Source organism: Binatus sp. (SeqCode), from assembly GCF_035272065.1.
GTDB lineage: Bacteria > Desulfobacterota > Binatia > Binatales > Binataceae > Binatus.
Genome location: NZ_DATEQZ010000027.1, coordinates 50711 through 77598 on the forward strand (window position 1 = coordinate 50711; position 26888 = coordinate 77598).

Annotated in this window: 27 protein-coding genes and 1 pseudogene; 13 read left to right on the forward strand and 15 right to left on the reverse strand. The window is 61.5% G+C overall.

Annotated elements, in window-relative coordinates; genetic code table 11:
- The first annotated feature begins 95 nt into the window (after positions 1-95).
- From VJX68_RS04470 to VJX68_RS04480, 3 genes are all read left to right on the forward strand, one after another.
- Complete coding sequence (locus tag VJX68_RS04470) at positions 96-626, forward strand: hypothetical protein (protein ID WP_324094456.1); 531 nt, start codon at positions 96-98, stop codon at positions 624-626.
- Between the two features lie 575 nt (positions 627-1201).
- Positions 1202-1432 carry a hypothetical protein gene (locus VJX68_RS04475; RefSeq protein ID WP_324094457.1) on the forward strand — a complete coding sequence of 77 codons (231 nt, stop codon included), beginning with the start codon at positions 1202-1204 and terminating at the stop codon, positions 1430-1432.
- Between the two features lie 50 nt (positions 1433-1482).
- Positions 1483-1974, forward strand: coding sequence for a RidA family protein (locus tag VJX68_RS04480; RefSeq protein WP_324094458.1), 492 nt, complete (start codon positions 1483-1485; stop codon positions 1972-1974).
- Positions 1975-1994: 20 nt separating this feature from the next.
- Here the strand turns inward: VJX68_RS04480 and VJX68_RS04485 are convergent, their stop codons facing one another.
- From VJX68_RS04485 to VJX68_RS04515, 7 genes are read right to left on the reverse strand one after another with little or no spacing between them, the layout of a single operon-like run.
- Positions 1995-3491, reverse strand: a complete 1497-nt coding sequence (locus VJX68_RS04485; protein ID WP_324094459.1) for an NADH-quinone oxidoreductase subunit N — start codon at positions 3489-3491, stop codon at positions 1995-1997.
- A complete protein-coding gene (locus VJX68_RS04490) occupies positions 3488-5059 on the reverse strand; it encodes an NADH-quinone oxidoreductase subunit M (protein WP_324094460.1) in 1572 nt (523 codons plus the stop codon). Before VJX68_RS04490 ends, VJX68_RS04485 begins: the two co-directional genes overlap by 4 nt.
- The gene (gene nuoL / locus VJX68_RS04495; RefSeq protein WP_324094461.1) at positions 5056-6981 is read right to left on the reverse strand and encodes an NADH-quinone oxidoreductase subunit L; all 1926 of its coding nucleotides are present in this window, start codon (positions 6979-6981) and stop codon (positions 5056-5058) included. Before nuoL ends, VJX68_RS04490 begins: the two co-directional genes overlap by 4 nt.
- Positions 6982-6990: 9 nt before the next feature.
- On the reverse strand, positions 6991-7293 hold the full coding sequence (gene nuoK, locus VJX68_RS04500; protein ID WP_324094462.1) for an NADH-quinone oxidoreductase subunit NuoK: 303 nt from the start codon (positions 7291-7293) through the stop codon (positions 6991-6993).
- Positions 7290-7823 (reverse strand): NADH-quinone oxidoreductase subunit J family protein, encoded by a 534-nt coding sequence (locus VJX68_RS04505; RefSeq protein WP_324094463.1) that lies wholly within the window; start codon positions 7821-7823, stop codon positions 7290-7292. Before VJX68_RS04505 ends, nuoK begins: the two co-directional genes overlap by 4 nt.
- Positions 7823-8938 (reverse strand): complex I subunit 1/NuoH family protein, encoded by a 1116-nt coding sequence (locus VJX68_RS04510; RefSeq protein ID WP_324094464.1) that lies wholly within the window; start codon positions 8936-8938, stop codon positions 7823-7825. Before VJX68_RS04510 ends, VJX68_RS04505 begins: the two co-directional genes overlap by 1 nt.
- Positions 8928-9428 (reverse strand): NADH-quinone oxidoreductase subunit NuoE family protein, encoded by a 501-nt coding sequence (locus VJX68_RS04515; RefSeq protein ID WP_324094465.1) that lies wholly within the window; start codon positions 9426-9428, stop codon positions 8928-8930. Before VJX68_RS04515 ends, VJX68_RS04510 begins: the two co-directional genes overlap by 11 nt.
- Before the next feature lie 219 nt (positions 9429-9647).
- On the opposite strand from VJX68_RS04515, the gene rsmD reads away from it, so the two are divergent.
- From rsmD to VJX68_RS04535, 4 genes are all read left to right on the forward strand, one after another.
- Positions 9648-10229, forward strand: a complete 582-nt coding sequence (rsmD, locus tag VJX68_RS04520) for a 16S rRNA (guanine(966)-N(2))-methyltransferase RsmD (protein WP_324094466.1) — start codon at positions 9648-9650, stop codon at positions 10227-10229.
- 13 nt (positions 10230-10242) lie between these two features.
- Entirely contained in the window at positions 10243-10758 is a 516-nt protein-coding gene (gene coaD / locus VJX68_RS04525; protein WP_324094467.1) for a pantetheine-phosphate adenylyltransferase, read from the forward strand.
- A gap of 94 nt (positions 10759-10852) precedes the next feature.
- A complete protein-coding gene (locus VJX68_RS04530) occupies positions 10853-12052 on the forward strand; it encodes a pyridoxal phosphate-dependent aminotransferase (RefSeq protein ID WP_324094468.1) in 1200 nt (399 codons plus the stop codon).
- Positions 12053-12057: 5 nt separating this feature from the next.
- The gene (locus VJX68_RS04535) at positions 12058-13272 is read left to right on the forward strand and encodes a glycosyltransferase family 87 protein (RefSeq protein WP_324094469.1); all 1215 of its coding nucleotides are present in this window, start codon (positions 12058-12060) and stop codon (positions 13270-13272) included.
- Here the strand turns inward: VJX68_RS04535 and VJX68_RS04540 are convergent.
- Positions 13269-13700: an NUDIX hydrolase gene (locus tag VJX68_RS04540; RefSeq protein ID WP_324094470.1), complete on the reverse strand. Its 432-nt coding sequence runs from the start codon at positions 13698-13700 to the stop codon at positions 13269-13271. The two genes, VJX68_RS04535 and VJX68_RS04540, sit on opposite strands and share 4 nt — an antisense overlap.
- Before the next feature lie 28 nt (positions 13701-13728).
- On the opposite strand from VJX68_RS04540, the gene VJX68_RS04545 reads away from it, so the two are divergent.
- The gene (locus VJX68_RS04545; protein ID WP_324094471.1) at positions 13729-14751 is read left to right on the forward strand and encodes an alcohol dehydrogenase catalytic domain-containing protein; all 1023 of its coding nucleotides are present in this window, start codon (positions 13729-13731) and stop codon (positions 14749-14751) included.
- A gap of 157 nt (positions 14752-14908) precedes the next feature.
- Here VJX68_RS04545 and VJX68_RS04550 read toward each other — a convergent pair whose 3' ends face one another.
- The 3 genes from VJX68_RS04550 to VJX68_RS04560 all read right to left on the reverse strand — a co-directional run bounded on the left by VJX68_RS04550 (position 14909) and on the right by VJX68_RS04560 (position 17753).
- Entirely contained in the window at positions 14909-15319 is a 411-nt protein-coding gene (locus tag VJX68_RS04550) for a hypothetical protein (RefSeq protein ID WP_324094472.1), read from the reverse strand.
- 458 nt (positions 15320-15777) lie between these two features.
- The gene (gene groL, locus VJX68_RS04555) at positions 15778-17466 is read right to left on the reverse strand and encodes a chaperonin GroEL (RefSeq protein WP_324094473.1); all 1689 of its coding nucleotides are present in this window, start codon (positions 17464-17466) and stop codon (positions 15778-15780) included.
- A 77-nt stretch (positions 17467-17543) separates the two neighbouring features.
- Positions 17544-17753 carry a hypothetical protein gene (locus VJX68_RS04560; protein ID WP_324094474.1) on the reverse strand — a complete coding sequence of 70 codons (210 nt, stop codon included), beginning with the start codon at positions 17751-17753 and terminating at the stop codon, positions 17544-17546.
- A 271-nt stretch (positions 17754-18024) separates the two neighbouring features.
- Between VJX68_RS04560 and VJX68_RS04565 the strand changes: the two genes are divergently transcribed.
- Complete coding sequence (locus tag VJX68_RS04565) at positions 18025-18486, forward strand: hypothetical protein (RefSeq protein WP_324094475.1); 462 nt, start codon at positions 18025-18027, stop codon at positions 18484-18486.
- A 141-nt stretch (positions 18487-18627) separates the two neighbouring features.
- Here the strand turns inward: VJX68_RS04565 and VJX68_RS04570 are convergent, their stop codons facing one another.
- Entirely contained in the window at positions 18628-18909 is a 282-nt protein-coding gene (locus VJX68_RS04570) for a hypothetical protein (RefSeq protein WP_324094476.1), read from the reverse strand.
- A gap of 309 nt (positions 18910-19218) precedes the next feature.
- Here VJX68_RS04570 and VJX68_RS19075 point away from each other — a divergent pair.
- The 4 genes and pseudogenes from VJX68_RS19075 to ispD form a co-directional block, all read left to right on the forward strand.
- Positions 19219-19509: pseudogene (locus VJX68_RS19075) on the forward strand (YfhL family 4Fe-4S dicluster ferredoxin); the annotation flags it as partial.
- Positions 19510-20737: 1228 nt separating this feature from the next.
- Positions 20738-21184 (forward strand): ribosomal protein S18-alanine N-acetyltransferase, encoded by a 447-nt coding sequence (rimI, locus tag VJX68_RS04580; RefSeq protein ID WP_324094478.1) that lies wholly within the window; start codon positions 20738-20740, stop codon positions 21182-21184.
- Between the two features lie 201 nt (positions 21185-21385).
- Positions 21386-21880, forward strand: coding sequence for a CarD family transcriptional regulator (locus VJX68_RS04585; RefSeq protein ID WP_324094479.1), 495 nt, complete (start codon positions 21386-21388; stop codon positions 21878-21880).
- A 165-nt stretch (positions 21881-22045) separates the two neighbouring features.
- Complete coding sequence (gene ispD / locus VJX68_RS04590; RefSeq protein WP_324094480.1) at positions 22046-22747, forward strand: 2-C-methyl-D-erythritol 4-phosphate cytidylyltransferase; 702 nt, start codon at positions 22046-22048, stop codon at positions 22745-22747.
- Positions 22748-22964: 217 nt separating this feature from the next.
- Here ispD and VJX68_RS04595 read toward each other — a convergent pair whose 3' ends face one another.
- Genes VJX68_RS04595 through cysK form a run of 3 tightly spaced genes read right to left on the reverse strand, consistent with a single transcriptional unit; the run spans position 22965 to position 26433 of the window.
- Positions 22965-24614 (reverse strand): nitrilase-related carbon-nitrogen hydrolase, encoded by a 1650-nt coding sequence (locus VJX68_RS04595; protein ID WP_324094481.1) that lies wholly within the window; start codon positions 24612-24614, stop codon positions 22965-22967.
- Between the two features lie 4 nt (positions 24615-24618).
- Positions 24619-25482, reverse strand: a complete 864-nt coding sequence (larE, locus tag VJX68_RS04600; protein WP_324094482.1) for an ATP-dependent sacrificial sulfur transferase LarE — start codon at positions 25480-25482, stop codon at positions 24619-24621.
- A gap of 15 nt (positions 25483-25497) precedes the next feature.
- The gene (gene cysK / locus VJX68_RS04605) at positions 25498-26433 is read right to left on the reverse strand and encodes a cysteine synthase A (RefSeq protein ID WP_324094483.1); all 936 of its coding nucleotides are present in this window, start codon (positions 26431-26433) and stop codon (positions 25498-25500) included.
- Between the last annotated feature and the right edge of the window lie 455 nt (positions 26434-26888).

The window sequence follows — 26888 nt, forward strand, 5'->3', positions numbered from 1 at the left end:
AACCCGAAGTGTCCAACTTTGACTCCGCATTGATCTATTGTTCGAACGGGACTTAGCTGGAAATGGGGAAAAAACGTTTTGCAACGGAGGGACGGATGCCGACAAAGAAAAAGGCGGTGAAGCGGACGAAGAAGGCTGCGAACCCCGCGCACAAGCAACTCGAGCAACTGCGCAAGACCGTCAAGGGTCTGAGGGTCAGGCTCGAGCGCGAGACAAGGGCGCGAAAGATCGAGGCGCGCGTCAAGAGCGAGGCGCAAAAAGCTCGCGCGCGACTCGCGTCGCAGATGGCGGCGCTGCGCGACCAGGGCCGCAAGCTCGCCTCAGCTCTGAAATCGGCGCTGGGCGCCGCCGGCAAGCGCGACGCGGCCCGTCAGCAGGCGCTCGCGAAGATTGCGGAGCTCAAGGCGGAGTACACGAAGAAGTCCGCGGAGCTGAGGTCGGAGCTATCGCGCACAACGGCGGAACTGGCGCGGAAATCCGAGGAACTGAAGAAGCTTGCGGGAGAAGCGGCGCATCGCGCGGTCGAGATAATTCGCAGCGAAGAGCCTCACGCCGCGCCTGAGGCGTCAACAGAATCCGTGGAAAGCAGCGGCGGATATGAGAAGGAGCCTGACGAGGAGCAGTAGCTGCTGGAGTCTCGGAAATGATGCTTGACGAGCACTGGCGGAAACCCAAGCGGGTCCGAGTCAAGGTTCTTCCCCGGGGAGCGCGGTCAGCGAGTCTCCCGCGCGCCGACGGCTCTAAACGGCGCGCGGGAACCCGCTCAGGAAACGAAGTGAATTACGGCGCGGCCGGGCTGGCTGGGGCAGCCGGACTTGCCGCCTCCGCAGCGCTGGGAGCGGCAGCGGCGCTGGCGGCTTCGCTCGCGGCAGCCGAGGCGGAAGCTTCGGGGGCTGGAGCCGTCTCTTCGGTTTTAGTGCAAGCCGTCGCGAAGAACATCGAAACTAGTGCCAGAAGCAGGACCTTGCGCATCGCTTTCTCCTTGGTTGGTCGGTGCTCACTTGAGCGCGGAAATTTGAAACGGGGCAAGAATACGACAGGCGCCGCGTAACTTCAAGCGCGCGTTTTGCCGGGTATTCACAGTCCGTCGGCGCGAGCGGCCCGCAGTCCGCGTGCAAGAAATTTTTTGACTATTTCGTGGGCATCTGTATCATTCGATCAGCATTTGGCGCCTTAGGGCGGATGAGGTGGAGGTAGCAGGGTGGAAGAGCGGCGCGTTATTTTCGCGGGCATAGGGCTCGCAAATCGGCACAATTCTCAAATCGTCGAGCACGAACTCGACATGGTGCGAAGCGCGGAGCGTCCGACCGCGAGCGTGCCGACGCTCACGCGAATTCGCAACTGGCTGATGCCGTCGGGACGGCTGGTCGGTCCGCCGATGCGCTCGGTGGCGCGGGAACTCGAAGAGGCCTACCCCGGTCGCGACGCTTAAGAATAGACTCGCGCGCGCGTACGACTTCGCTAGCGGAGAGGGAGATTACGATGAGCGCGATCTCGCGAATCTCGAGCAACACGCCGTGGGAGCCGATCGCCGGCTATTCGCGCCTCGTGCGGGCCGGCGACGTTGTCGCGGTCTCGGGCACCACGGCCACCGACGAGCGCGGGCTGATCGTCGGCGCGGGCCAGATGTACGCGCAGGCGCGCCAGGCGCTCGCGAATATTCGCACGGCTCTTGAGCGCGAGGGTCTCGCGATGCATCACGTGATTCGCACTCGGATGTTCGTCACAGACATGGGACGTTTCGCGGAAGTGGCGCGCGCGCACAAGGAATTCTTTGCCGACTCGCCGCCCGCATCGACGATTGTCGAAGTGCGCCGGCTCGCGAATCCACACATGATGATCGAGATCGAAGCCGACGCTTACGCGGGCGGCGTGACCAGCCAGCAGGCTGCGACTAAGCCAAGGGCGCCGGCGAAGCAGCCGAAGAAATCCGCAAAGAAGCTCGTGTCGAAGAATCCCGCGCGCCGCAAGTAACGGCGGTCGAAAGATCCGCACTACTGGCCGAGCGCGGCGGCGTGGATTCCCTCGGCGCCGCCGGCGGAATGAAAAGCGTTGGCGGCGGACGCGATATACGGCTGCGGATAAACTCCAATCAAGATTGTAGCGAGCGCTGCCAGCCCGATTGCCGCGACCAGCGCAGGACGACTGCTCAGTCGCTCGACTTCGACTCCGCCCTCCTGCATATACATCGCGACTAGTACATAAAAGTAGTAATATGCAGAGACTACACTATTGAGTACTGCGATTATTACCAGTCCGACGTAGCCCTGCTGCAGCGCCTCGCTGAAGATGTAGAACTTGCCGACGAAGCCGGCCATCGGAGGAACCCCGGTCAGCGACAATAGAAAGATGGCCATCGCACCAGCAAGCAACGGCTGGCGCGCCGCCAGTCCGCGAAAGTCGCTAATCTGATTACCTACTTCTCCGCGCCGTTCGAGCGCAATTACTACTGAGAACGCGCCAAGATTCGTGAATGCATAACCGAGTAGGTAGTACAGAATCGCCGGGCCCGATCGCACTCCCGCGGCCATCCCCAGCAACAGGTAGCCCGCGTGTGCAATGGCGGAGTATGCAAGCATCCGCTTGATGTTGGTCTGGACGGCGGCGATTAGATTCCCGCCGGTCATCGTCAGTGCCGCAACTACCCACAACACAGTCTGCCAATGTGCACCGACGGATTCGAGATCGACCAGGAAGACGCGAACAAAGGCGGCGAACGCGGCAAGCTTCACACCCACCGCCATGAAGGCGGTCACCGGCGTCGGCGCGCCTTCGTAGACGTCCGGCGTCCACATATGAAATGGCACGGCGGCGACCTTGAAGCCAAAACCGATCACCATCAGGCCGATGCCGAGCAGCAGCAGGGGGTTCGATCCCAGCGCGCCGGAAGCAAGCGCGTTGTGAATCGGACCGAGCTTGATAGTACCGGTCGCGCCGTAAACCAGCGCGATTCCGTAGAGCAGGAAACCGGTCGAGAACGCGCCGAGTAGAAAATATTTGATCGCCGCCTCATTCGACTTCGCGTTGCGGCGCATGATTCCCGCCAGCACGTAAACCGGGATCGACATCGTCTCGAGGCCGAGAAAGACGACGATCAGGTCGCCGGCCGTCGCCATCAGCATCATGCCGAGCGCGGAGAGCAGCAGCAGCGAGTAGTATTCGGCGCCGGGAATATGGTTCTCGGCGGCGTAGTCGAGCGACATCATCACGGTGAACATGGCGGCGATCAAAATCACCAGCTCGAAAAATGCCGAGAAGCTGTCGATCGAGATCGCGCCGGCAAAAGCGATGCCGTACTGCCCGACGATTCCGAGCGTGAACACGAACGCAACGCCCAGCGACGCGAGGGTCACCAGTCCCAGGCCTTCGCTTTCGCTGTCGTCAACGCGCACCCCGGCCAACAGCACCACCATCGCGGCCACTGCGACGACAACCATCGGCAGGATTGGCAGCCAGACAAAGTTGATCGCGGCGAGGTTGAAAGGACTCATCGTGCGGCCGCCGCAATTTCAGGTTCGCGGTTCAGTTTCGGCAGAGTAGCCGTTAGATTCGGTTGTCGTTCAATCTCCAGACGAGCCTGCGCGAAATTCGCTCTCGCGAGCATTGCGGTCACCGACGGTTCGATCCGGCTGATCAGCGGACGCGGGAAGAGTCCCATGAACAGCATCAGCGCGATCACCGGCACCATCACGGCAATCTCGCGACCGCTCAGATCGCTGATCGTTTCGTTCACGGCCTTGGTGATCGGCCCGAACATCACGCGCTCGTAGGTCCAGAGCATGTAGAGCGCGCCCAGGATCACGCCCACGACTGCGAAAACTGTAGCCAGCCTGATTCTCAAGAACGCGCCGAGCATGATCAGAAACTCGCCGACGAAACCGTTGAGCCCGGGCAGGCCAATCGACGAGAGCATCACGACCATGAAGACCGCGGCGTAAACGGGCACGCGCTTCCACAGGCCGCCAAACTCGGAAATCTCGCGCGTGTGGCGGCGCATATAAAGCATCCCGACCAGCAAAAATAATCCGCCGGTCGATACGCCGTGATTAAGCATCTGGTAAATCGCGCCGTCGATACCCTCGGGGTTGAGCGCGAATATTCCGAGCATCACGAACCCCAGGTGACTAACCGACGAATAGGCAATCAAGCGTTTGAGGTCGGGCTGCATCATCGCGACCAGCGCGCCGTAGATGATCCCGATCACGGCCAGCGCCATGAACAGCGGAATCGCCTCGACGGCGACCGTGGGGAACAGCGGGATCGCGAAACGCAGGAAGCCGTAGGTGCCCATCTTGAGCATCACGCCGGCCAGGATCACGGAACCCGCGGTGGGCGCGTTGGTGTGAGCGTCGGGCAGCCAGGTATGCACCGGCCACATCGGGACTTTGATCGCGAACGCGAGCGCGAACGCCGCGAACAGCCAGCGCGCCTCGGTCACGGTGAGCGGCACCTGGTAGAGCAACGGCAAATCGAAGCTGGTGCGGTTGAAATGCTCGTGCGCCTGGTACACGAGGTACAGGATCGCGGCCAGCATCAGCAGCGACCCAACCATCGTGAACAATACGAACTTGATGGCGGCGTAAATCTTGCGGCCGTGCCCCCAGATGCCGATCAGGAAGTACATCGGAATCAGCATCACTTCCCAGAACATGTAGAACAGGAACAGATCGACCGAGAGCAGCGCGCCGAGCAGTCCCGTTTCCAGCACGAGCATGAAAAAGCAGAACTCACGCGGACGCTCCTCGATATCTCCGCCGCCGGAGTAGAGGATCGACAGAGTAATCAAGATAGTAGTCAGTAGAACCAGGAACAGGCTAATCCCGTCGATACCGAGGTGGTATGTAATCCCGAATGCGGGAATCCAGTCATACTGTTCGGCAAACTGGTAATCCGCCATGTGCAGATCGAATTTCGCAAGGACATAGAAACTCAACGCAAGTGGCAGCAGCGAGAAAATGAAAGCCGAGTTCCAAATCGCGCGCTCTTCGCTCTGCATCAGAATGAAGAGCGCGCCGATCAGCGGCAGGAAAATCAAAGCGGTGAGCAAGCCGCCGTTCATCGGCCAGTCACCAGGAACAGGTAGTAAGCCACGATACCCAACGCGCCGAGCAGGTAAACGAATGCGTAGTGCTGGACGTTGCCGGTCTCAGCGCGCCGCGCCACCTGTCCTCCAGTCTGAACGGCGAGTCCGGCACCATCGGCGGCGCCGTCGATCACGAAGCTGTCGATCGCGCGGTTGAGCACATTGTTCGATACCCAGAACAGCGGACGCGTGACGATGAAGTTATATAGTTCATCGATGTAGTACTTGTTGAGTAGCAAGTCGTAAGGAGCCTTCAGCCGCCACGCGAGGAGGAACGGTAAACTCGGCAGGCGCAGATAGAACATGTAAGCAAGTAAGATTCCGAGGCCCGAAGCGGCGCTCGCGAAGAGCGACAAGGAGGTCGGGCTCGCTTCGATGACCGGTTTGAAGGTGCCGACCGCCGGCGCGAGGAATCGCACGAACGTGCTTCCCCACAGCAATCCGTCGGGAAGATTTACCCATCCGCCAACTGTCGCGAGAATAGCCAGTACGATCAGCGGAATAGTCATTACGGCCGGCGATTCGTGAATGTGATGCTCTACTTCGGAGTCGACGCGCGAGGCGCCGAAGAACGTCATGAAGATCAGACGAAACATGTAGAACGACGTGAGCCCGGCGGTGATCACACCGCTGAGCCAGAGCCACGAGTGTCCCGAGTCGTACGCGGCTTCGAGGATCAGGTCCTTGGAGAAATAGCCCGATAATGGAGGTACCGCTGCGATCGCGAGCGTCGCGATAAACATCGTCCAGAACGTGATCGGCAGTTTGCGGCGCAGCCCGCCCATCTTGTTCATGTCTTGCTCGCCGCCGAGCGCGTGAATAACAGAGCCCGCGCACAGAAACAGCAGGCCCTTGAAGAACGCGTGGGTCATGAGGTGGAAGACGCCCGACGCATACGCGCCCGAGCCGACGCCGAGAAACATGTAACCGAGCTGGCTGATGGTCGAGTAGGCGAGCACCTTTTTGATGTCGGGCTGAACGAGCGCGATGCTCGCGGCAAACAGCGCGGTGACCGCGCCAACTGTCGCAACCAGGTCGAGTACGCTGGGCGCCATCGTGAAGATAAAGCCGAGCCGCGCGATCATGTACACACCCGCCGTGACCATCGTCGCCGCGTGGATCAGCGCGCTGACGGGAGTCGGGCCGACCATCGCGTCGGGCAGCCAGACGTAGAGAGGGATCTGCGCGGACTTGCCGGTCGCGCCGATGAATAGCAGGAAGCAGGCTGCGGTCGCGGCCACGCCGCCCAGCAGGGCGGCATTGTTTCGGAGCTCGACGAAGTTCAGCGTCCAGACACCGTGCGCGCCGAGCGTCCCGACGATGGTAAACATCCCGAGCAGAAAACCCGCGTCACCAATTCGATTGACGACAAACGCCTTGCGGCCGTTATAGGCGTACTGAGGATTCGTGTACCAGAATGCGATTAGCAAGTAGGAACACAGTCCGACGCCCTCCCACCCTACGAATATCATTAGCAAGTTGTCCGCCAGAATGAGTATCAACATAGATAGTGCGAACAGGTTCATGTAGGTAAAGAAGCGCGCGAAATCCTCGTCGTGCGCCATGTACCCGACTGAGTAAAGATGGATTAGTGCGCCTACCCCAGTAACTATCATCACCATCACGCCCGACAGCGCATCGACGCGCAGGCCCAGGTCGGCGTGGAAGCGGCCAGCCTCGATCCATCCCCATAAATGCACGGCGAGCGCGCTCCCCGCCGGCATCGCGAGCAGCCTCAAAAATGCCCACGTCGCCACTCCGAACGCCGCGAACATGACGCCGGGGCCGACGACGTTGACGGCGCCGCGTCCCCACCTGGCGCCGAAAAACAGGTTGAACACCACGCCGAGCGCGGGGAACAGCAGGATAAGCGCGAGTGCTGGAAACTCAACCGTCATTGGTACTGGTCACCATCTCATCAGGGTTAGGTCGTCGGCGTGGACGGTTTCACGATTGCGGAAAATCGAGATGATGATGCCGAGTCCAACGGCAGCTTCGGCCGCCGCGACCGTCATCACGAAGAAGACGATCACCTGCCCGTCCATCGAACCGAGTCGGCTGCCGAGCGCGATGAAGGCGAGATTTACGGCGTTGAGCATCAACTCGATCGACATGAACATCACGAGAATGTTGCGGCGGATGATCACGCCGGCCACGCCGATGGCGAAGATGATCGCGCTCAGCGACATCATGTAGGTGAGTGGAATCATGATGCGACGTCCCTCGCGGCGCGCGGATCGTCGGTGCCGGGCAGCTTGCGCGCGAGCGCGACCGAACCGACCACCGCCGCCAGCAACAGCACGGAAGTCACCTCGAATGCGACCAGGTAGTCGGTGAACAGCTTGCCGGCGAGGCTTGCGAGAGAGCCATAGCCTGCGGGTTGGCGAGTAAACTTCACCTGCAGATGAGGCCGAGCGAGGATGGAAAATAGCTCAGCCACCAGCAGCGCAGCTCCCAGCGAGCCAAAAAACTTGAGCACGAGATGACCCGTGGGCCCGGTTTCGACTTGAAGATTCAACAGCCAGATCACGAACAGGAACAGAACCATGATCGCGCCGGCATAGACGATGATTTGCAGGAAGCCGACCACGACGGCGTCCTCGGCAATGAACAGAATTGCGACCGTCATCAGCGTTCCGATCAACGCGAGTAGCGAGTGAATCGGATTGCGCTGAACGACGACGCCGAGCGCCGAGACGACAGCCAGCGCGCCGAGAAAGATGTAAACGAACGGCGGCATCACTGTACTCTCCCGGTTGCCACCACGACGAATGCGGTCAGCAGCACGTTGAACAGTCCGAGCGGCACCAGTCCTTTCCATCCGAGGCGCATCAACTGATCGTAGCGGAAGCGCGGCAGCGTCCATCGCACCATGCCCAGAAAGATGCACAGCGCGACGACCTTCACCAGGAACGCCACAACGCCCAGGATCGAAACGGCAAGCGCGGGAACGGCGAGAAATGCGCCGCCCGGTAGATGAAAGCCGTCGCGCATGAGCCACGGGACCTGCCATCCGCCGAGAAAAAACGTCGTCAGTAGCATCGCGACGAGCGACTGCTCGGCAAAATCGGTGAGCATGAACACCGCCTGCTTGCCGCCGGAGTATTCGGTGAAATACCCTTGGATCAACTCCGATTCGCTCTCGGGCAGGTCGAACGGGATGCGCTTGGATTCCGCGGCGCCAGCGACGAGCAGCAGAATGAAGGCGAGCGGCTGCACGAAAATTCCCCAGCGCGGCAGAAATCCAAACCACACGCCGCCCTGCCCGCGCACGATTTCCTGCAAGTTAAGCGTGCCGAACGTCATGATGACCGACACGATCGCAAGTCCCATCGCCAGCTCGTACGAGATCATCTGCGCCGTCGCGCGAATGCCGCCGAGCAGCGCCCATCGATTGTTCGACGACCATCCCGCCAGCGCTACACCGTACACGCCAAGCCCGATCGTCGCGAGCAGGTAGAGCGCGCCCGCGTTGAGGTTGGCGGCCTCGAGACCGATGCGATGGCCGGCAATCGAAATTGAGTCGCCAAACGGGATCACGACGAACGTGATCATCACCGGGAACAGTGCGAGAAACGGCGCGAGCGTGTGCAGAAACTTGTCCGCGCCGGCCGGCACGAAATCTTCCTTGGTGAACATTTTGACCGGGTCGGCGATGGTGGTGTTGATGATGCCGAGGTTGGGCATCCCCATGCGCTTACCGAGGCCGGTGATCGTGACGCGATTCGATCCGATTCGATCCTGGATTAGCGCGCTGCCCTTGCGCTCGAAGTAGAGCAGGAAGAGCGACAAGTTCAACCCGAGCACGATCATGAGGATCGCTTTGATCGCGCCGGCGATTAGTTCAATTGTCACGTGCGGCAAGCTCGTCGATAAGTTTGAGGGTGCTTTCTTCGGTGAGATTTTCGACGTAGGCGTCCTGATTGAGCTGGAGCATCGGCGCGGTGCCGCACGACGCCAGGCATTCGACCGAGCCCAGCGTGAACTTGCCGTCGGCCGTCGTCTCGCCCATCTCGATCTTCAATTTGCGCCGGATGCAATCCACGATTTTGTCCGCGCCGCGCAACCGGCACGAGAGATTCGTGCAGACGTCGAGCAGGTAGCGGCCGACCGGCTTGCGATGGAACATCGTGTAGAATGAGACTACCGCGCGCACATGTGCTGGCGGCAGTTCCATCAGGCGCGCGACGTAATCCTGCGTCGCATCGCTGAGCCATCCGAACTCGCGCTGCGCGATCCATAGGGTCGGCAGCAGCGCGGCCTGCCGCGTGGGGTAGCGGCCGAGCAGTTGGCGGTACTCGTTGAGAGCCGCGTCGGAAAACTTGGGTTGCTGGTCTCCGGGCATGGCAGAAGTATTACTGAGCCTTCAACATCGAAATTCTTGAGTTCGGGAATCTAATGATTGGTAGCTAAAATTTCGCAAATCCGCCAGAGGCGCAAGCTTCGCCGCTCAATCCGTCCGCGAACTTGCGGGGGTCGGGCAGAACGGGTTATCTATCGTCCGCGACTTCGAGGCAAGAGGCTGACGTGAAATTCGATCGAAGGAGCCTCGAAAACTGACGCGATGCGAATTATTGCGGGACATGCTCACGGCCGGCGGCTCAAGGCGCCGCGCGGATTGCTCACGCGGCCAACCTCGGCGCGGGCGCGCGAGTCGATTTTCTCGCGCCTCGCCGTGCGGATGGATCTCGACGGAGTACGCGTGCTCGACATTTTCGCCGGCAGCGGCTCGCTGGGAATCGAGTCGCTCTCGCGCGGCGCCGCACACGTGACGTTTGTCGATTCATCGCGCGACGCGGCCGCGGCGATTCGCGCCAATCTCGCGCAGCTCGAGCTCTCCGATCGCGCACGCATCGTAGTGTCCGATGTGCGTCGCGCTCTCGGCGAACTAGGGCGCTCGCATGAGTCGTTCGACCTGGTCTTAGTTGACGCGCCGTTCAAGGACGACATGAGTGCGGAGGTGTTGGCGCTGCTCGGTGAATTCAATCTCGTCGCGCCCGGCGGATGGCTGGTAGTGGAACAATCTAAGCGCGCGCCCGCGGCGCCGCCCGCTCCCAAAGCCCACGAGCGCGCGTTCGTTGCAACCATCGGCGATCACCGGATCGCCTTTTACCGGCGACCCAATCCAGCGCCGAGTGCAGAGTGATGGTCTGAGGAAAATGACCAACAAAAGCAAAGAACGTTCCCCGCTGATCGCGGTTTACCCCGGCAGCTTCGATCCGATTCACAACGGGCACGTCGACGTCATCCGGCGCAGCGTCGCCATCTTCGACGAGGTGATCGTTGCGGTCACCTACAATCCGCACAAGGATGCGGCTCTGTTCACCGGCGACGAGCGCGTCGAAATAATCCGCGAAGTCATCCGCGACCTCGAGCCGCGCGCGCGCGTCGACAAGTTCAGCGGCCTGTCGGTCGACTACGCGGAACGAATCGGCGCCAAGGTCTTGATTCGCTCGCTGCGCGCCGTGACCGATTTCGACTACGAGCTGCAGATGGCGCAGATGAACAAGCAGATGAGCCCGAACGTCGAGACCGTCTTCATGTTCTCGAATCCCCGGCTGTTCTTCAGTTCGTCGCACCTGATCAAGGAAGTCGCGGGATACGGCAAGCGCCTGCCCGAGTTGGTGCCGGAACTAGTGATCGAGCGGCTGCGCGCAAAGCTCAAAGTCGGTTAGGCGGTTCTTTCAAAACGCCGGGACAGATACAATCTGTGCTCGCCGCAGCGGACGAATGCCGCGCATGCAACATTTTGGCATCCGGATTTAGAAAATGCTGAAGCTCAATCGCAGAATCGCCGCTATCAAACCGTCAGCCACACTTGCTGCCGACGCCCGCGCTACCGAAATGAAGCTCGCGGGAATCGACGTCATCTCGTTGGCCGCCGGCGAGCCCGATTTCGACACGCCCGAGCACATCAAGCGCGCCGCCGATAAAGCGCTCGCCGCGGGACAGACCAAGTACACGGCGGTCGGCGGAACCGCGGCGCTCAAAAATGCGATCAAGCTGAAGCTCAAGCGCGACAACAACCTCGACTACGAGCCGAGCGAGATAATCGCGTCTGCCGGATGCAAGCAGGCCGAGGCCAATGTTATCAACGCGCTGTTCGACGAAGGCGACGAGGTCATCATCCCGACGCCGGCGTGGGTAAGTTTCGCCGCGATGGTTTCGCTGTCGGGCGCCGAGCCGAAGTTCGTGCCGTGCTCTGAAGCGTCTGGCTTTATGCTCGAGCCCGAGGCTTTGCGCCGCGCGATCACACCGCGCACGCGCGGCATCATGCTCAACTCGCCGTCGAATCCGACCGGCGCCGTGTACGGCCCCGAACAGCTAACTGCGATCGCGAGGGTTCTGGTCGATACCGACATCTGGGTGATGTCCGACGACGTTTACGAGCATATAGTTTACGACGGGCTCGCGCCGCACCTGTTCCATCTCGAGCCGCGGCTCAAGTCCCACGGCATCGTGTTCAACTCGCTGTCGAAGACCTACGCGATGACGGGATGGCGCATCGGATTTGCGGCCGGTCCTAAGGAAGCGATCGCGGCTGCCGGCCGCTTGCAGAGCCAGAACAGCGGTAATCCCAATTCCCTCACGCAAGCCGCCGCTATTGAGGCGCTGACCGGTCCGCAGGACGCGCTCAAGCCGATGCTCGAGGCGTTCCGCGAGCGCAACGCGCTGGTCGTCGAACGCGTGCGGCGCATAGCGGGCTTCAAGCTGCCCAACATTCCGCAGGGCGCGTTTTACGCTTTTCCAGACGTGTCGGAGTTGCTCGGCAGCCGTTTTGGCGACAAGAAAATCACCGACGGTGACGGGCTCGCCGCGTTTCTGCTCGACGAGGCGCACGTCTCTCTCGTCGGCGGCAACGACTTCGGCGCGCCCGATCATGTCAGGCTCTCGTACGCCACTTCGACGAAGAATCTGAACGAGGCATTCGATCGCATCGAGCGCGCCGTCGCGAAGCTCAAGCGCTAGCGGCGATGGCCGACCAGGCGGGTTCGCGCACCTCTATCCGGCGGCTTCCGATTACCACGGCTGCGGCGGCGATCCTCGCAATCGTCGCGGCAATTTCGTTCGCCCAACGCGTGCGCGCGGTCCAGCACCGCTACGACGACATCGATTTCATTTTCTTCTACGGCTGGTGGACGGATTATTCGACCGGCGGCGACCCGTGGATAGTGCAGACCACCAAGACCGAGTTGCGCCCCGGCCTAGAACGTCAGCGTTATTGCAACTACACGCCATTCTTCGTCGAGGTATTTTCTCCGCTGGCCCGGCTCGACCAGAAAACCGCATTCTGGCTCTGGGAGGCAGCGCAGATTCTATGCCTCGTCGCCGCCGTGCTGATGCTGGCGCGCGCAAACGCTCCTCCGCTGGGCACCGCGCCGACGGTCATCGTGCTTTCGCTGGTGGTCCTGTCGCGACAGTTCGCCAACGCGATGGTCGCCGCGCAGGTCACTCCGATGCTGCTCGCGCTATTGGCCGCGTCATGGTTCTCCGCGCGCCGCGAGCACCCGGCTGCCGCGGGCTTGTGCCTCGCGCTCGCGGCGTTGCTCAAACTCTATCCCGCGGGAGCGGCGGGATATTTTTTGTTTGGCCGCAGATGGCGTGCGCTCGCATGGACTGTGGGATGCTTCGTCGCGGGCGTACTGCTGACTAATCCCGCCCGGTGGATCGAGCTGGTGACACAGGAAATGCCGGTGTCGTATCACATTGTCGGGCATGCAGAACTCACTGTGATGGCCTTTGTGCGGAAAGCGGTCGCGCACCAGGCGGGCACGACGATCATCGCGGCGCCGTTCTTCGCAGTCGTGGCGATCACCGCGCTAATCGATCTCGCACTGCTCGCAATCGCCACGGCGGCTACAATTAAGGGACACGTCCGCGACGATCTCGACGGTCTGCTATTCGGACTATGGGTCGCGCTTGCTCTTCTGATGTCGCCACTCGCGTGGATTCCCGAGACCCTGCTGCTGCTGCCCGCGTATCTGTTCGGGACGCTCGCCGCCTGGGATGGATTCCAGCCCCGCGAAACCGCCCCTCGGATTTCGTTGATTGCCGGCGCCACGATACTCGCTGCCTGCATCGCAACTGCCCTGATCAAAGCGCTGCCGCATTTGGGATTCCCAATGCTGCTAGCCGCGTACCTTAGCGCCGCGCTGATCTTCCGCGCGCGCGTGCAGTCAGAGCCTTAGTGCTTGCGCCATGGAGCTGGAAACTCACCCGTCTCGAGCCAGTGCACATAGTCGGCGAGAATCTCCGCGTGATCGAACGCAAGCGGAGCCGGTGGATTGCGCGGATCGCACAGCGCGGCGTTCTTCGCGTCATCTGCGCCGCGCGGCGTTCCCGACGCGCGCGCAACATACACCACGGTGATCGTCTGGCCGCGCGGATCGCGATCGGGCCGCGAGTACACACCCAGCAGCGCGCGCAGCTCGACCTCGAGCGAGATCTCCTCGCGCGCCTCGCGCACGGCGGCCTGCTCGACAGTCTCGCCAAAATCGACGAAGCCGCCGGGAATTGCCCACCCCAACGGAAAATTCTTGCGCTCGATCAGAACGACTTTGTCCCCGATCTCGGCAATTATATCGGCAGCTATCGGCGGACATTTCGGCCGTGGCATGATGCGATTCTAACATGGCGGTAACTTCATGCAGGTAGCACGGCTCTACGATTTCGGCGACATCCGCGTTGAGGAAAGCGCCCGGCCCGTGGTCGGCGACGGCGACATCCTGGTCCGCGCGAGCGCATGCGGCATCTGCTCCGGCGACATCATGCCCTGGTACATCAAGCGCAAGGCGCCGCTGGTGCTCGGCCACGAACCAGTGGGAGTCGTCGAGCAGACCGGCGCATCGGTGCGCGGATTCAAAACCGGCGACCGCGTTTTCGTGCACCATCATGCGCCCTGCTTTCAATGCGCGGCGTGCCGGCGCGGCGAATACGTGCAGTGCGCGACGTGGCGCGCGACTAACATCGTGCCGGGCGGGATGGCGGAGTTTTTCCTCGTGAGCGCCGCGAATCAGCGCGACACGCTGCAGCTCCCCGACTCGATTGCCGACGCCGACGGCGTGCTGATCGAACCGGCTGCCTGCGTCGTCAAGTCGCTCAAGCGCTCAGGGCTCAAGACCGGCGAGTCGATTCTGATCATCGGCCTCGGCATCATGGGCATGATGCACGTGAAGCTCGCGCGGCATCTCGGCGCCGGCACGATCATCGGCGCCGACCTGTTCCATTCGCGGGCGAGCCGCGCGCTCGAACTAGGCGCGGATCGCGCAATCGTCGTCGAAGGCGACAACCTCGTCGAGCAGGTGCGCGAAATCACCAACGGCGCGATGGCCGATGTTGTGATCGTCGGCCCCGGCACTTCGAAGGCAATCACCGCGGGCATCGCCTCCGCCGGCAAGGGCGCGACTGTCGTTCAGTTCACGGCGACCCCGCCCGACGACGAACTCCTCGTCAAGCCGCACGACCTCTACTTCAACGAAACCCGGCTTGTCCCGAGCTATTCATGCGGACCCAACGAAACGCGCGAGGCGTTCGCATTGGTCGAGCGCGGCGTGATTAACGCGATGGAGCTGGTGACGCATCGGTTCCCGCTCGCACGGATCACCGAGGCATTCGCGACCGCGCAAAAGCCCGAGTCGCTGAAAGTAATCGTAACGTTCGCGAGCTGAATTGCTACACAACTCCGAGCGGAGCGGTGTGACGGCGCGGTCGCTAGTCAGAAAATCCAAAAGCCGGAACTGAATACTCAGTCCGGCGGTCAACAAATAGACAAACGAGGGCGGCCGCCGAAGCAACCGCCCTCGTGACTATCAAGTCTGAGCGAAATTACGGAGTCGCAGGAGCCGGTGCAGGTGCCGCTGCGCCACCTTCCGCCGGTGCTGGAGCCGCGCCCGCATCGGACGGTGCTGCCGCTGCCGCATGGTGCCGGTGATGCATCATCGTATGATGACGCGCGACGCCCGACATCGTCTTCGACGCGATCGCCTCTGCGCGGTCCGCAGCCGCCTTCGCATCGCTGGCCGCCTGCTCTACGCGGCTCGCTGCCGCCTGGGCCTGCGCCGCCGATGCCGCTGATTTCTGGGCCGCCGCATCCGCGCGCGCCGCCGCTTGATCAGCCTGGTTCGCCGCGTTGACGGCGCGCTGTGCTGGATCCGGCTCGTTCGACGAACATCCCGCGAGCAACGAAAGGGCCAACACAGCCCCGGCAAGACCGACCAGTTTTGAAGATTTTCTCATTAACCCTTCCATTTCTTCCTCCTAAGGAATGCGCAGGAGTGTTGCTAAGTCTCGTTCACGGGCTCCTGCATTAAGACTCCCAATTTGTCTCACAAACTCCCGACCCTATGCAAGCCTCAGTCGTGTGAATTGCTACTTCATGTACCATTGACCCGACTGGCTATTTATATACAGCAGGTCGCGATGGCGTGCTATGAAGGTGCAATTTAATCTCACAATTGAACCAGTGATGCCGATTTCATTTACGCCGACTCACAGCGGAATATTCGGCCTCATTGCCAATCTTCTCGTGCTCGGTAGGGTCGTGTGTAGCTACTCATAACTGCTTACGATGTAACTATTGCTCGTGCGCGAAAACGACTATTCGAGGCGCATGCTTCTGGTTCCCGCTAAATTGCGCTTTTCGTCCTCGCCGGAACCATTTCAAACTGCTCGATGATCACCAATCGGGCTAGCGACTAGAAATCGTCGCCGTAGTCGTCCATTCCGCCCATGCCGCCCATGCCACCACCCATTCCGCCCATGCCGCCGCCCATTCCACCGCTGGGCATCGCCGGCATCGGCGCAGGCCTCTTCGGCGCTTCGGCTACGGCGGCCTCGGTCGTCAGCATCATAGAGGCGGCACTCGCCGCGTTCTCAAGCGCGGAGCGCACGACCTTGGCGGGATCGATCACGCCCGCCTTGACGAGGTCCTCGTAAACCTCGGTGGCGGCGTTGAAACCGAAATCACCTTTGCCTTCGAGCACGGCGTTCAGAACGATTTCCGGCTCATGACCGGCGTTGCGCGCGATCTGCTTGAGCGGCTCCGACATCGCCGCCGCGACGATTCCCGCGCCGGCCTTTTTGTCTTCGTCGAGTCTGAGCGAATTGACCGCCGCGATTGCGCGCACCAGCGCGACTCCGCCGCCCGGCACGATTCCTTCCTCGACCGCGGCGCGCAGTGCGTGGACCGCGTCATCGACGCGCGCCTTTTTTTCCTTCAGCTCGACTTCGGTCGCCGCGCCCACCTTGATCACGGCGACGCCGCCGGTGAGCTTGGCCAGCCGCTCCTGCAGCTTCTCGCGGTCGTAGTCGGAGGTGGTCTCTTCGATCTGGCGCCGGATCAATTCGATTCGCCCATGGATCTCGGACTTCTTGCCGGCGCCGCCAATTATGGTCGTATTATCCTTGTCGATCAGAACTCGCTTGCACTTGCCGAGCGAGGCGATCTCGATGTTCTCGATCTTGGCGCCGAGTTCCTCGGCGATCAGAGTGCCGCCGGTGAGGATCGCCATGTCCTGCAGCATTTCTTTGCGTCGATCGCCGAAGCCCGGCGCCTTGACCGCCGCGACCTTGATCGTGCCGCGGAGCTTGTTGACCACCAGCGCGGCCAGCGCCTCGCTCTCGACGTCCTCGGCGATTATCAGGAGCTGGCGGCCGGTCTGCACGACGCTTTCGAGCAGCGGCAGGATTTCGCGAAGGTTCGAAAGTTTCTTTTCGTGGAACAGGATCAGCGGCTCGTCGAGCTCGACCGTCAGCTTGTCGGCGTTGGTGACGAAGTACGGCGACAGGTAGCCGCGATCGAAGCGCATCCCTTCGACCAGGTCGAGCACCGTCTCCAGCCCGCGCGCCTCTTCGACCGTGATCACGCCTTCCTTGCCGACCTTGTCCATCGCGTCGGCAACAATTTTGCCAATCGGCTTGTCGCCGTTGGCCGAGACGGTCGCGACCTGCTCGAGGCGCTCGCGCTCCTTCACCGGCCGCGACATCTCCTTGATAGTCGCCACCGCCTTGACCACCGCGGCCTCGATTCCGCGCCGCAGTTCCATCGCGGGGAATCCCGCGGCGAGCAGCTTGATCCCCTCGCGCACTATTGCGCCCGCGAGCACCGTTGCGGTCGTGGTGCCGTCGCCGGCGATGTCGGAGGTCTTCTGCGCGACCTCGCGAATCAGCTTCGCGCCCATGTTCTCGAAGCGATTCTCGAGTTCGATTTCCTTGACCACGGTCACGCCGTCCTTGGTCACGGTCGGCGATCCGAAGCTCCGCTGGATCATCACGTTGCGGCCCTTGGGCCCCAGAGTTACGCGCGCGGCTTCCATCACCAGCGTCGCGCCCTTCACAATTCCGACTCGCGCCCTCTCGTGCAGCTCAACCGTTTTGGCTGGCATGTGGATAAATCTCCGTCGTGACTATCTCGTCGTGGATTAAGCCCGGCAGGCCAGCACATCGGCGGCTTGCAGGACTGCTATGAATTTAAACATCGCGCCGCGCGATGCAATAGGACGATGGTTCGATGACACCGCATCGGCAGCTCCTTGCGCTCGAGTAGATCGAGCGCGTCGGCGCAGCGTAAGTCCTCGATCAGCTCCATTTCCGCCATCGCGACAAGTCCGCCGAGCATGTCGTAATGCCAGTAGCGCGGGCACTTCGGATGCGTCCAATGCGGAGAAATCACCTTCCCGTCTGTAAGCCTTTTGAACAGCCGGCGGCACAGAAAAACTTCGACGCCTTTAATGCGGCCGCGCGCGCTGCGTTGTCCCCACGTTCCGCATGAGCCGCTAGTCCCAGCATCGGCAGCAATGATTCGTTGAACTATGAAATGTGCGCGGACGGCCTCCGATCGTAATTGAAGACGGAAATCCGGAATACGTACCTTTATGAAATTAGCCGGGCGTGCAAGGATGAACGTCGCAGGCCGGATGGATTTCCGGCGGAGGCTATTCAACGTGTACCAAATTAACAAGCCTTACCCGGGCATGCGCACGAGCGCGGCGATCGCGGCGATAGCAATAGTTTGTGGAGCAATCGGCGCGGCGCCGGCCGCGCGCACGTGGCCGGCGCCGGCAGGGTCAGTCGGCGGCTCGCGCCAGCTCGATTTCAAACCGCAACAGCATGCACTTCAACTCGCCGCGGAGCCCGCGACGGCCCCGGCGCCCTCCGCCGAAAGCGACGAAGACGACAAAGATGTCCCGACCAGCCAAGTCGACAAGTACATCAGCGTCTACGAAGCGATGCAGAAAGATCACAGCCTGACCGTCGAGCAGGCCGCATCGAAGCAAGGTCTGACAGTCGCTCAATTCAGGGCGCTCGAGAACAAAATCGAGAACGACGACACGCTGCGCGAGCGGGTTCGCAAGGCGCTCAGGCACACGGCGAATCCCAACGACAAAGAATCGTCGGACGACTAGTCTCTGGTTCCCTCGCCCGGAAGGAGTCCCCAGGCTTCGCTCGGGATTACAAAGAAGCGGACAAGACTAAGCGGTGGCGAATGGAGATTGCTCCCTTCGCCACCGCTTCAAATGGCTGGTTCTGTAACCGAGGCTGGGCGACTACTTCGTGACCGACGTCGAGAACGCTGCTTCGAGGCGCGACACTGCGTCGTTCGCCCGACGAACCGCATCCTCGGCCTCGCTGGCCGCCGCATCGGACTGCTGAGCCGCAGTCGCAGCCTGATTGGCCGAAGCTTCCGCCGCGTTGGCCGAGGCTTCCGCCTTGGTCGCATCCGCCTGCGCGCGATCGGTGGCGTTTTGGATCGTCTTCATATCAGGGCCGCACGCGGTTACGAGCGCGGTCACGGCCACAACACCAAGTACCTTTAGGATTGTCTTCATCCGAGCTTTCCTCCAGTAGTTCAAGTCAGTAGCCAGTCCCCGTACACTGTCAGTAGAGATTCAACAGTGATGGCTGGACGAGTAATCTCGCCAATAGTTGCAAAACCCGTTTGCGAACGCAAGGTGATAGAACCGTGAGCTGGTTCCGTTCGGAACATCGCGTCGCGCTACACTATATTAGCTGAATTGAATTGAGCGTGATTGACAGACAAAACTTTCAGCAGTTATCGTCACAATCGGTGATGTGTGCTGTAGCGGGCTTTCCTAGTACGGTTTTCCTACATCAATTAACTGAGGTCTGGTTACGAGATGGCGACGACGATCACGAGCGAATGTATCAACTGCGGAGCGTGCGAGCCGGAGTGTCCGAACACGGCGATTTACGCGGGCGGAGTGCCGTGGGAGCTCAACGGCGTCACGAGTCCAGCGATCGCGCAGGACATCTACTACATCGTGCCGTCGAAGTGTACGGAATGCGTCGGCTTCCACGACCATGAAGCGTGCGCCGCGGTATGCCCGGTAGATTGTTGCATCCCCGACCCAGCCAATCTCGAGAGCGAAGGCGTGCTGCTCGCGCGCGCCCGCGAGTTACATCCCGAGACGACATTCCCTGACGACGCGCCGTCGCGCTTCCGCAAAGAAGGCGTCGCCACTGGCGCGGGCGGTGCAGCAGCACCGGCAGCGGGCGGCGCGGAAGCGGCAGCCAATGGCGCCTCGGTCGCAGTCGCTCCCAAGCCAGCGCCGGCGCCGGCTCCCAAGCCCGTCGCGGTGGCTCCAGCCGCGGCCACGCCGGTGGCTGCAGCGGGACTAGCCATGATGCATCTGCCGAAAGACATCGGTGCGTTGCCCGGCCCGGTTGGCGAAAAACATTTTCCCGGCGAGCTCGACACTGATTTCGACGCGGTGCTCGCTTCGGTTGACGCGTCACCGGTGAGTACGGCGCCGGTGCCGGTGCAGATTGCGTTTCGGCTTGCCGAGCCGGTGCTCGGTGCGATGCCCGACGGCGTCAAGGCGCAACTCGAGCAAGCGGTCGGCACCACGGGAGGATTCTCGCGAGTCCGCTCGACCGCGCTCAATATGATTCTGAATCTGATTCTCTATCCCGCTCTTCTTACGGCGTTCTCGGTTGCGGTGCTCGGCGACGGGTTGTTTTCGCAGCACACCGGCGGATGGATCATGCTCGGCCTATTAATTGCCGCGGGCGAGGCCGCGTGGCGCTTGCGCGAGGGCGTGATTCACGCCAAGCCGGCGCATGAGCTGACGTATCGCGGATGCTGGTACGGGCTCGCGCTCGCGCCGCTGGGATCGATTCTCGCGCGTGCTGGTGGAGCGGGCAGGAAAACGGAGCGCAAGGTGGCCTTCGACGGTTTCGAAGGCACGATGCATGAGGACAAGACCGAACGCGATCGCCGCTACGGCACTGTGTACACCGTCGCCGAGTATGCCAACGCGTACCTGGTGCGGCTCGAGATGCCGCGCAAGCTGCCGCCGTCGTCGCTCAAGCGGTTGTGGAATCTCCCCGACGAGATGCCCGACTACGATCACAGCATCATGCTCGGCGACAACGTGATCACGGTGAGCGCGAGTGTCCGCGGCGAGACGATCCGCCGGCTGTCGTACGTGTCGTCGTCATTCCCGGCCGATTTCACGACGCGAATCGAGTTCGGCAAGCCGGTTGGCGCGTTCAAGCATCGGATGCGCGAGAAGGTGCTCGAGGTAATAGTTCTCAAGGCGGAGGCGGCCCAGTTTCAGCACGCCGCCTGAAGAATTTTCGCGAGCTTAACCGGCGACCACCGCGACGCCGACGGTGAAGTTGAGTTTGGTTGAGATGGCGATCCATATTCGGAACGCCACGGAACGCGACCTGCCGCGCATCATCGAGATCGAGCAGCTCGCCTTCCCCGCCCCGTGGACGCTCGCGTCTTTTCAACGTGAACTGACCCTGCCATTCTCGCGCATCATGGTTGCGCTGCCGGCCCCGAGCGGGCAGATCGCCGGCTTTCTTTGCCGATGGCTGATTGCCGATGAGTGCCACATCCTCAATATCGCCGTGCATCCGGATTCGCGCCGGCTCGGAATCGGCACTGTGTTGCTGGCCGAAGCAATAAACGAGGCAAAATCAACCGGAGCGAACGTGGTTACGCTGGAAGTTCGCCGTTCAAACCTGGCTGCCAGGCAGCTTTATCGCAAATTCGACTTTGAAGAACGGCGTTTGAGACGGCATTACTACGGCCCGGGCGAAGACGCGATCATCATGGAACTGCGGTTCGACTGATCTTTTTGTCAACTAATTCCGAACATTGTTCTATCATCTCATAACCTAGTTTCTTTTTGAGACTGGGGTTACAAATCTGCTGATTTTGTGCCATAATGATTCTACATTCCAGGCTGATCGGATCGGTGATGAACCCATGAACTGCGCGGTCATCAACCCATGTCCGAAATCCAGAGCCTGCCATTGAGTGCCATTACCGCGATGAATTTGCCGTTCAAGAAAGGTGAAAAGGTGGTTTACCCCGCCCATGGGGTGGCCGTCATCGAAGACATCCAGATGCGAGTTATCTCCGGGACCGAGCGACGCTTTTACATGCTCCGGATTCTCGGCACCGAGAAGATGACCATCATGATTCCGACCGAGAACGTCGAGTCCGTCGGGCTGCGGCGCGTGATCGGAAAAGATATGGTGGAAAAGATCTACCGTATCCTGCGTCAGCGCAAGGTCGAGGTCGATACGCAGACGTGGAACCGCCGCTATCGCGAATACACGGAAAAGATTAAGACTGGTTCTCCGTTGGAAATCGCCAAGGTGCTCCGCGACCTGCTGGTGCTCAAGAGTGACAAGGAATTGTCGTTCGGCGAGCGCAAGATGCTCGACACGGCGCGCTCCTTGCTCGTCAAGGAATTGTCGATCGCCAAGGCGCATCCCGAAGAAAAAATCATGGAAGAGCTGAAGACGATCTTCGCGAATTAGCCGCGCGGGCAATTCGCCGCGTGAGCGATTCAATGATGTGCGTAAGGCCGGGAAATTCTCCCGGCCTTTCCTTTTGCGGATTCGGTGTGCGAATCTCGCGGCCATGGCGAACCAGCGAAAGCTAATACTCCCGCTCGAAATGATTTCGATGCTGACGGCGCCGCATTGAAAGCTGCGGCGATCATCGTCGCGGCGGGTAGCGGCGTGCGGCTTGGGTCGGGCGTGCCCAAGGCGTTCGTCAAGCTCGGCGGCCGCACGATGCTCTCGTATTCGATTAGCGCCATCGCACTAGTCAGTTCGCAACTCCATTCAATAGACGAAGTTGTGATCGCAGTGCCCCAGGGATTCGAGAACGCGGCGCGCGCCGAAGTCGCGGCCGCCGGGCTTGGTGTGCCGGTCAAGATTACGGCGGGCGGTATCGAGCGTCAGGACTCGGTGCGAATCGCGCTCGAGCTTACCAGTTCAGAGAGCGAGCTGGTGCTCGTACACGATGCGGCGCGCCCGCTGGCGACGCCGGCGATTTTCGAGGCGTGCCTTGCGGCGGCGGCGCGCGCCGGCGGCGCGATCGCGGCGATACCGGTGGCCGACACTCTGAAACGCGTCGCGGACAGCGCGATCGCGGCGACCGTCGCCCGGGCCGGACTGTGGCAGGCGCAAACTCCGCAGGCATTTCGCCGCGAGCTGCTGGTCGCGGCGCATCGCCGCGCAGCAATCGAGGGAATCGTCGCGACCGACGATGCCGATTTGGTCGAACGCACAAAAGTTCGCGTCGAAGTCGTCGAAGGCTCGACCGCGAACATAAAGATCACGACGCCGTCCGACTTGGCGATCGTCGAGGCAATCATCGCCGCGCGAACAATTGAGTAATCCTGGCTTCTCCCTGACAGGAGAGCTTTGCATAACCCGCTGAACCTTTCTTCCCCTCTCCCTGTTAGGGAGAGGATGAAGGTGAGGGTCCTTGTCCAGCGCGCATTTTTCGCGCGCGATTCAAGATTCTGCTTCTGCCCTGAACCGTCCGCCGAGGTTATGCAAAGGTCCGCTGACCGGGAGAGTCTGGGATCCGCCGCGCGAACCTAGGCAGACGCTAGGTGGGCGGGCGGGTGGGGGCGCGGTAGATTCTTTCCTCCTCCGCCTCCTCTTGAGGGATCTGCTGCTCCGGTCTGACCACGTCAACCGATACGACGCCGGCCGGCTTTATCCGCTTGGCGGCGCCGAGCTGCCGCGTTCGCACGGCGGACAAGATACTCACGGCCAGCCGCAGCATCAGCAGGATCGTGAACATCTGGCAAAAGCGGCCGAACCAGTCGTCGGTGCGCGAGTAGAGTGTGCGACCGGTGCCGAGCGGCAGGTCGGCGGTCGCGATCGTGTCTTCGCCGTGTCCGGGCTCGCGGGCCGCGATTTGCCGGCCGCGGGAATCGTTGGCCGAGACCACGCCGCCACGCGCCGCGCGCGCAAGCGAGAAGCCGAATTCAACGCCGCGCACGACCGCCATCCGCTGATGAATCAGCTCGGAGCCGGTCCAATCCGACGCCGGCGCCATCACGACGCGCACGTCATGCGCCGCGAGTTCGCGCGCGGTATCCGGAAAATCCAGGTCCTGCGAAATCAGCACCGCGCTGCGTCCCCATGGCGCGTCGAAGATCGCCGGCTTCGAGCCCGCCCTGTAGTCCTCTTCGAGACTCGGCACCAGATGATGCTTGGCGTAGGACGCCGCGATCTTGCCGTCGGGACCGAACACTACGGCGATATTTCTTTTTGGCGTGCGCCCGATCTGGTTCAGCCCGGCCACCAGCCACACGTGCGACATGCTCGCGATTCGCCCGAGTCCCAGCACAACGTCCCATTCGTAGCTCGGCGCCACTCCAATGATCTTCTCAGGCAGGACGACGACCTGCGTCCCTTTGACTGCGACCTGGCGCACCATTTGCGCGTACTGCGCCAGGATATCCGCGGCGTCGGTTGGATCGGTGGACTCGGATTCCGGTATCAGTCCCTTGCTCGCAGTCATTGCGACCCGCACCGAGGGCGTAGTTGGAGTAAGAATCAGACGGAACCATCCCAGCAAAACCGCTGACGCGAAAACGCCCAGCGCGAGAATCATGGGGCGCGTCCAGTCCATGTTCCATCGGCGCCGATACCATGCGACCGCCAGCCCCGACGGCAGCAGCGACATGATGAACATCACGCCGCACATGCCGAGCCACGACGCAGTCTGCAGCAGCGGGAGGAAATCGACTTGCGAGTAAGCGGGGCTGCCCCAAGTGCCGTGGGGAGACTCCAGCGAGAGCGTGTAATAGAAGGCGACTTCAAAGGTCGGAAAAACCAGCGCGGCAAGCACCCCTGACCATCGCCGCGTCGCCTCTGCCGCGCACGCAACGAAGGTCGCGAAAACGAGTGCGCCCGCCACGTGCGACGCGAGCATCGTCGCCAGCGGCACCGCGAAACTCTCGCCACCCCATGCAACGAGATTGCCGACGAGAAATGCCGCGAATGCGAACTCCGCCGCCGCTTCGGTCCTTATTTCGGGGGCTACTGCGAGAATCGGCAGCGGCGCCAACAGCGCGCATGGATACAGCCGCGGGTCCGCGCCCGAAATTGTATAAAGAAGCGCCGTGGCCGCGGCGGCGAGGGCTGCAACCGGCAGGCCGCCAAAGGGTTCGGGGGGCCTGCCCGATGCGGCGGAGGAACGAACTCCACCCGCCCGCGCCGAATCGACGTTTGGGCTGCCGGCCATACGGTCAGACTTGAATGCGCGGCGGGCGAACCGGATTCGCCGGCTTTACTGCGTTCGCAATCACGCCTTCGTTGAGCGATCCGGATCGAAAGCCCTTTAGATCGATCGCGACGAATCGAAACCCGATCTTTTTGAACTCGCGCTCGACGGTTTCGCGAGTCGCGGGCTCGAAGATGCGCGCGATCTCGCTCTGCTCGAGCTCCAGCCGCGCGACGTCGCCATGGTACCGCACGCGCGCGATTGCGAAGCCCATCGAATGAAGCAGCTTCTCACCCGCCGCGACCTTCATCAAACCCTCGGATGTTATCTCTGTGCCGTACGGAAAGCGCGACGACAGGCACGGCGACGCGGGACGATCCCAGGTCGGCAAGGCCATTGCGCGCGACAGCTCTCGCACGTCAGCCTTGGTCATTTCGGCTTCTACCAGCGGATGGCGCACACGCTTCTCGCTCGCCGCCTGCATCCCGGGGCGATAGTCGTGCAGATCGTCGAGGTTAAGCCCATCGACAATCTCGTCGATGCCAAGCTCGGCGCCCTTCGCCTCGCAAACCGTGAACAGGTTGTGCTTGCACAGGTAGCATCGGTTGAGCGGATTCGCCGCGTAGCCGGGGATCTCGAGCTCGTTGGATTCGACGATCAGGTGCCGCGCGCCGATCAGCCGCGCCATCGCGAGCGCCGACTCGCGATCCTCGTCGGGCATCGTCGGCGAAGTCGTCGTCAGCGCGAGCACGGAGTCGCCGATCGTGTCATGCGCGACTTTCAGCACGAAAGTTGAATCGACGCCGCCCGAAAACGCCACGATAAGACTGCGCATCGGCGCAAATACCGCGCGCATCTTTTCCAGCTTGGTGTCGAGAATAGTGTCCATCGAAGAAGCCGCCGACTATATGCCCTCGGCCTGGAAAAGATCAGTCGTCAAATAGCGCTCGCCGGTGTCGCAGAAGACCACCACCACGATATTACCCTTGCCGAGCCTCTTGGCTATCTGCAACGCTGCGTAGCAATTTGCGCCGGACGAGATTCCGACCAGGAGGCCCTCTTCGCGTGCGAGGCGGCGCGAGAACAGGATCGCGTCCTCGTCGCTGACGGCGATTACCTCGTCGTAAACCTTGGTGTCAAGATTGCTCGGCACGAAACCGGCGCCGATTCCCTGGATCTTGTGAAAGCCCGGCTCGCCGCCCGACAGCACCTGCGAGTTCTTCGGCTCGACGGCGACGATTAGCGCTCTTTTGTTGAGATGCTCGCGCAGGTAGTGGCCCGCGCCCGTGATCGTGCCTCCCGTGCCGACACCCGCGACAAACGCGTCGATGCGCGCGAACTGTTGGAGCAACTCGGGCCCGGTGCAGCGATAATGGATGTCGGGGTTGGCGGTGTTGCTGAATTGCTGCGGCATGAAGTAGCCGGGATTCTCGCGGCACAGCTCCTCGGCCTTCGCGATCGCGCCATGCATCCCGCGCGTATCCGGCGTCAGCACCAGCTTCGCGCCGTAGGCAACGAGCAGCGAGCGCCGCTCCTCGCTCATCGTATCGGGCATCGTCAGGATGAGCTTGTAGCCCTTCACCGCCGCAACCAGCGCCAGCCCAATCCCGGTATTGCCCGAGGTCGGCTCGACGATAGTATCGCCAGGCTTGAGCCGCCCGGACTTCTCGGCGGCTTCGATCATCGCCAGGCAAATCCGATCTTTGACACTCCCGCCCGGATTAAAATTCTCGAGCTTCGCCCAAATTTCGGCATCGTCTTTCCCCGGAATGCGATTAAGCCGCACCACAGGCGTATTCCCAATCAACTCAAGCGGTGATTTAGCAACACTGACAGGCATGCCCGCGATTCTATCCAGAAATTTCACCCGTTGCGAATGTTGAGAATGGGGAGAGCCAACCGGCGACGTGCGGGCTATCCAGTGTGCGAGGGGCAAGATTCTGACTGATCGAAAAGAAGTGAAAAGAGTAATTCATACTACCTGTGGTGGTTTTGGGATGGCCGCCTCCTAGGTGTAGTTTCGTTCCGTCAAAAATTGTTTTTCGCGCAAGGGGGGTCGCCCGATTCGGTTCGAGGCAGGCGAGTATGGGGCATCTTGTCGCATAGCGTACGGGTAGCACGCAAAGTCCGTGGGCGTAAGGCTGAAAAGTTCATCCCTGAAATTCGAACCAGTGCCCGATTTCTGTCCCCTCGTAAGGGAGGGGATGGAGGTGAGGGTAATTGTCCAGCGCGCTATCGCGCGCGCGATTCATGATTCCGCCTCCGCATTCCTCGCGCCCCACCTTTTTGTCCTCG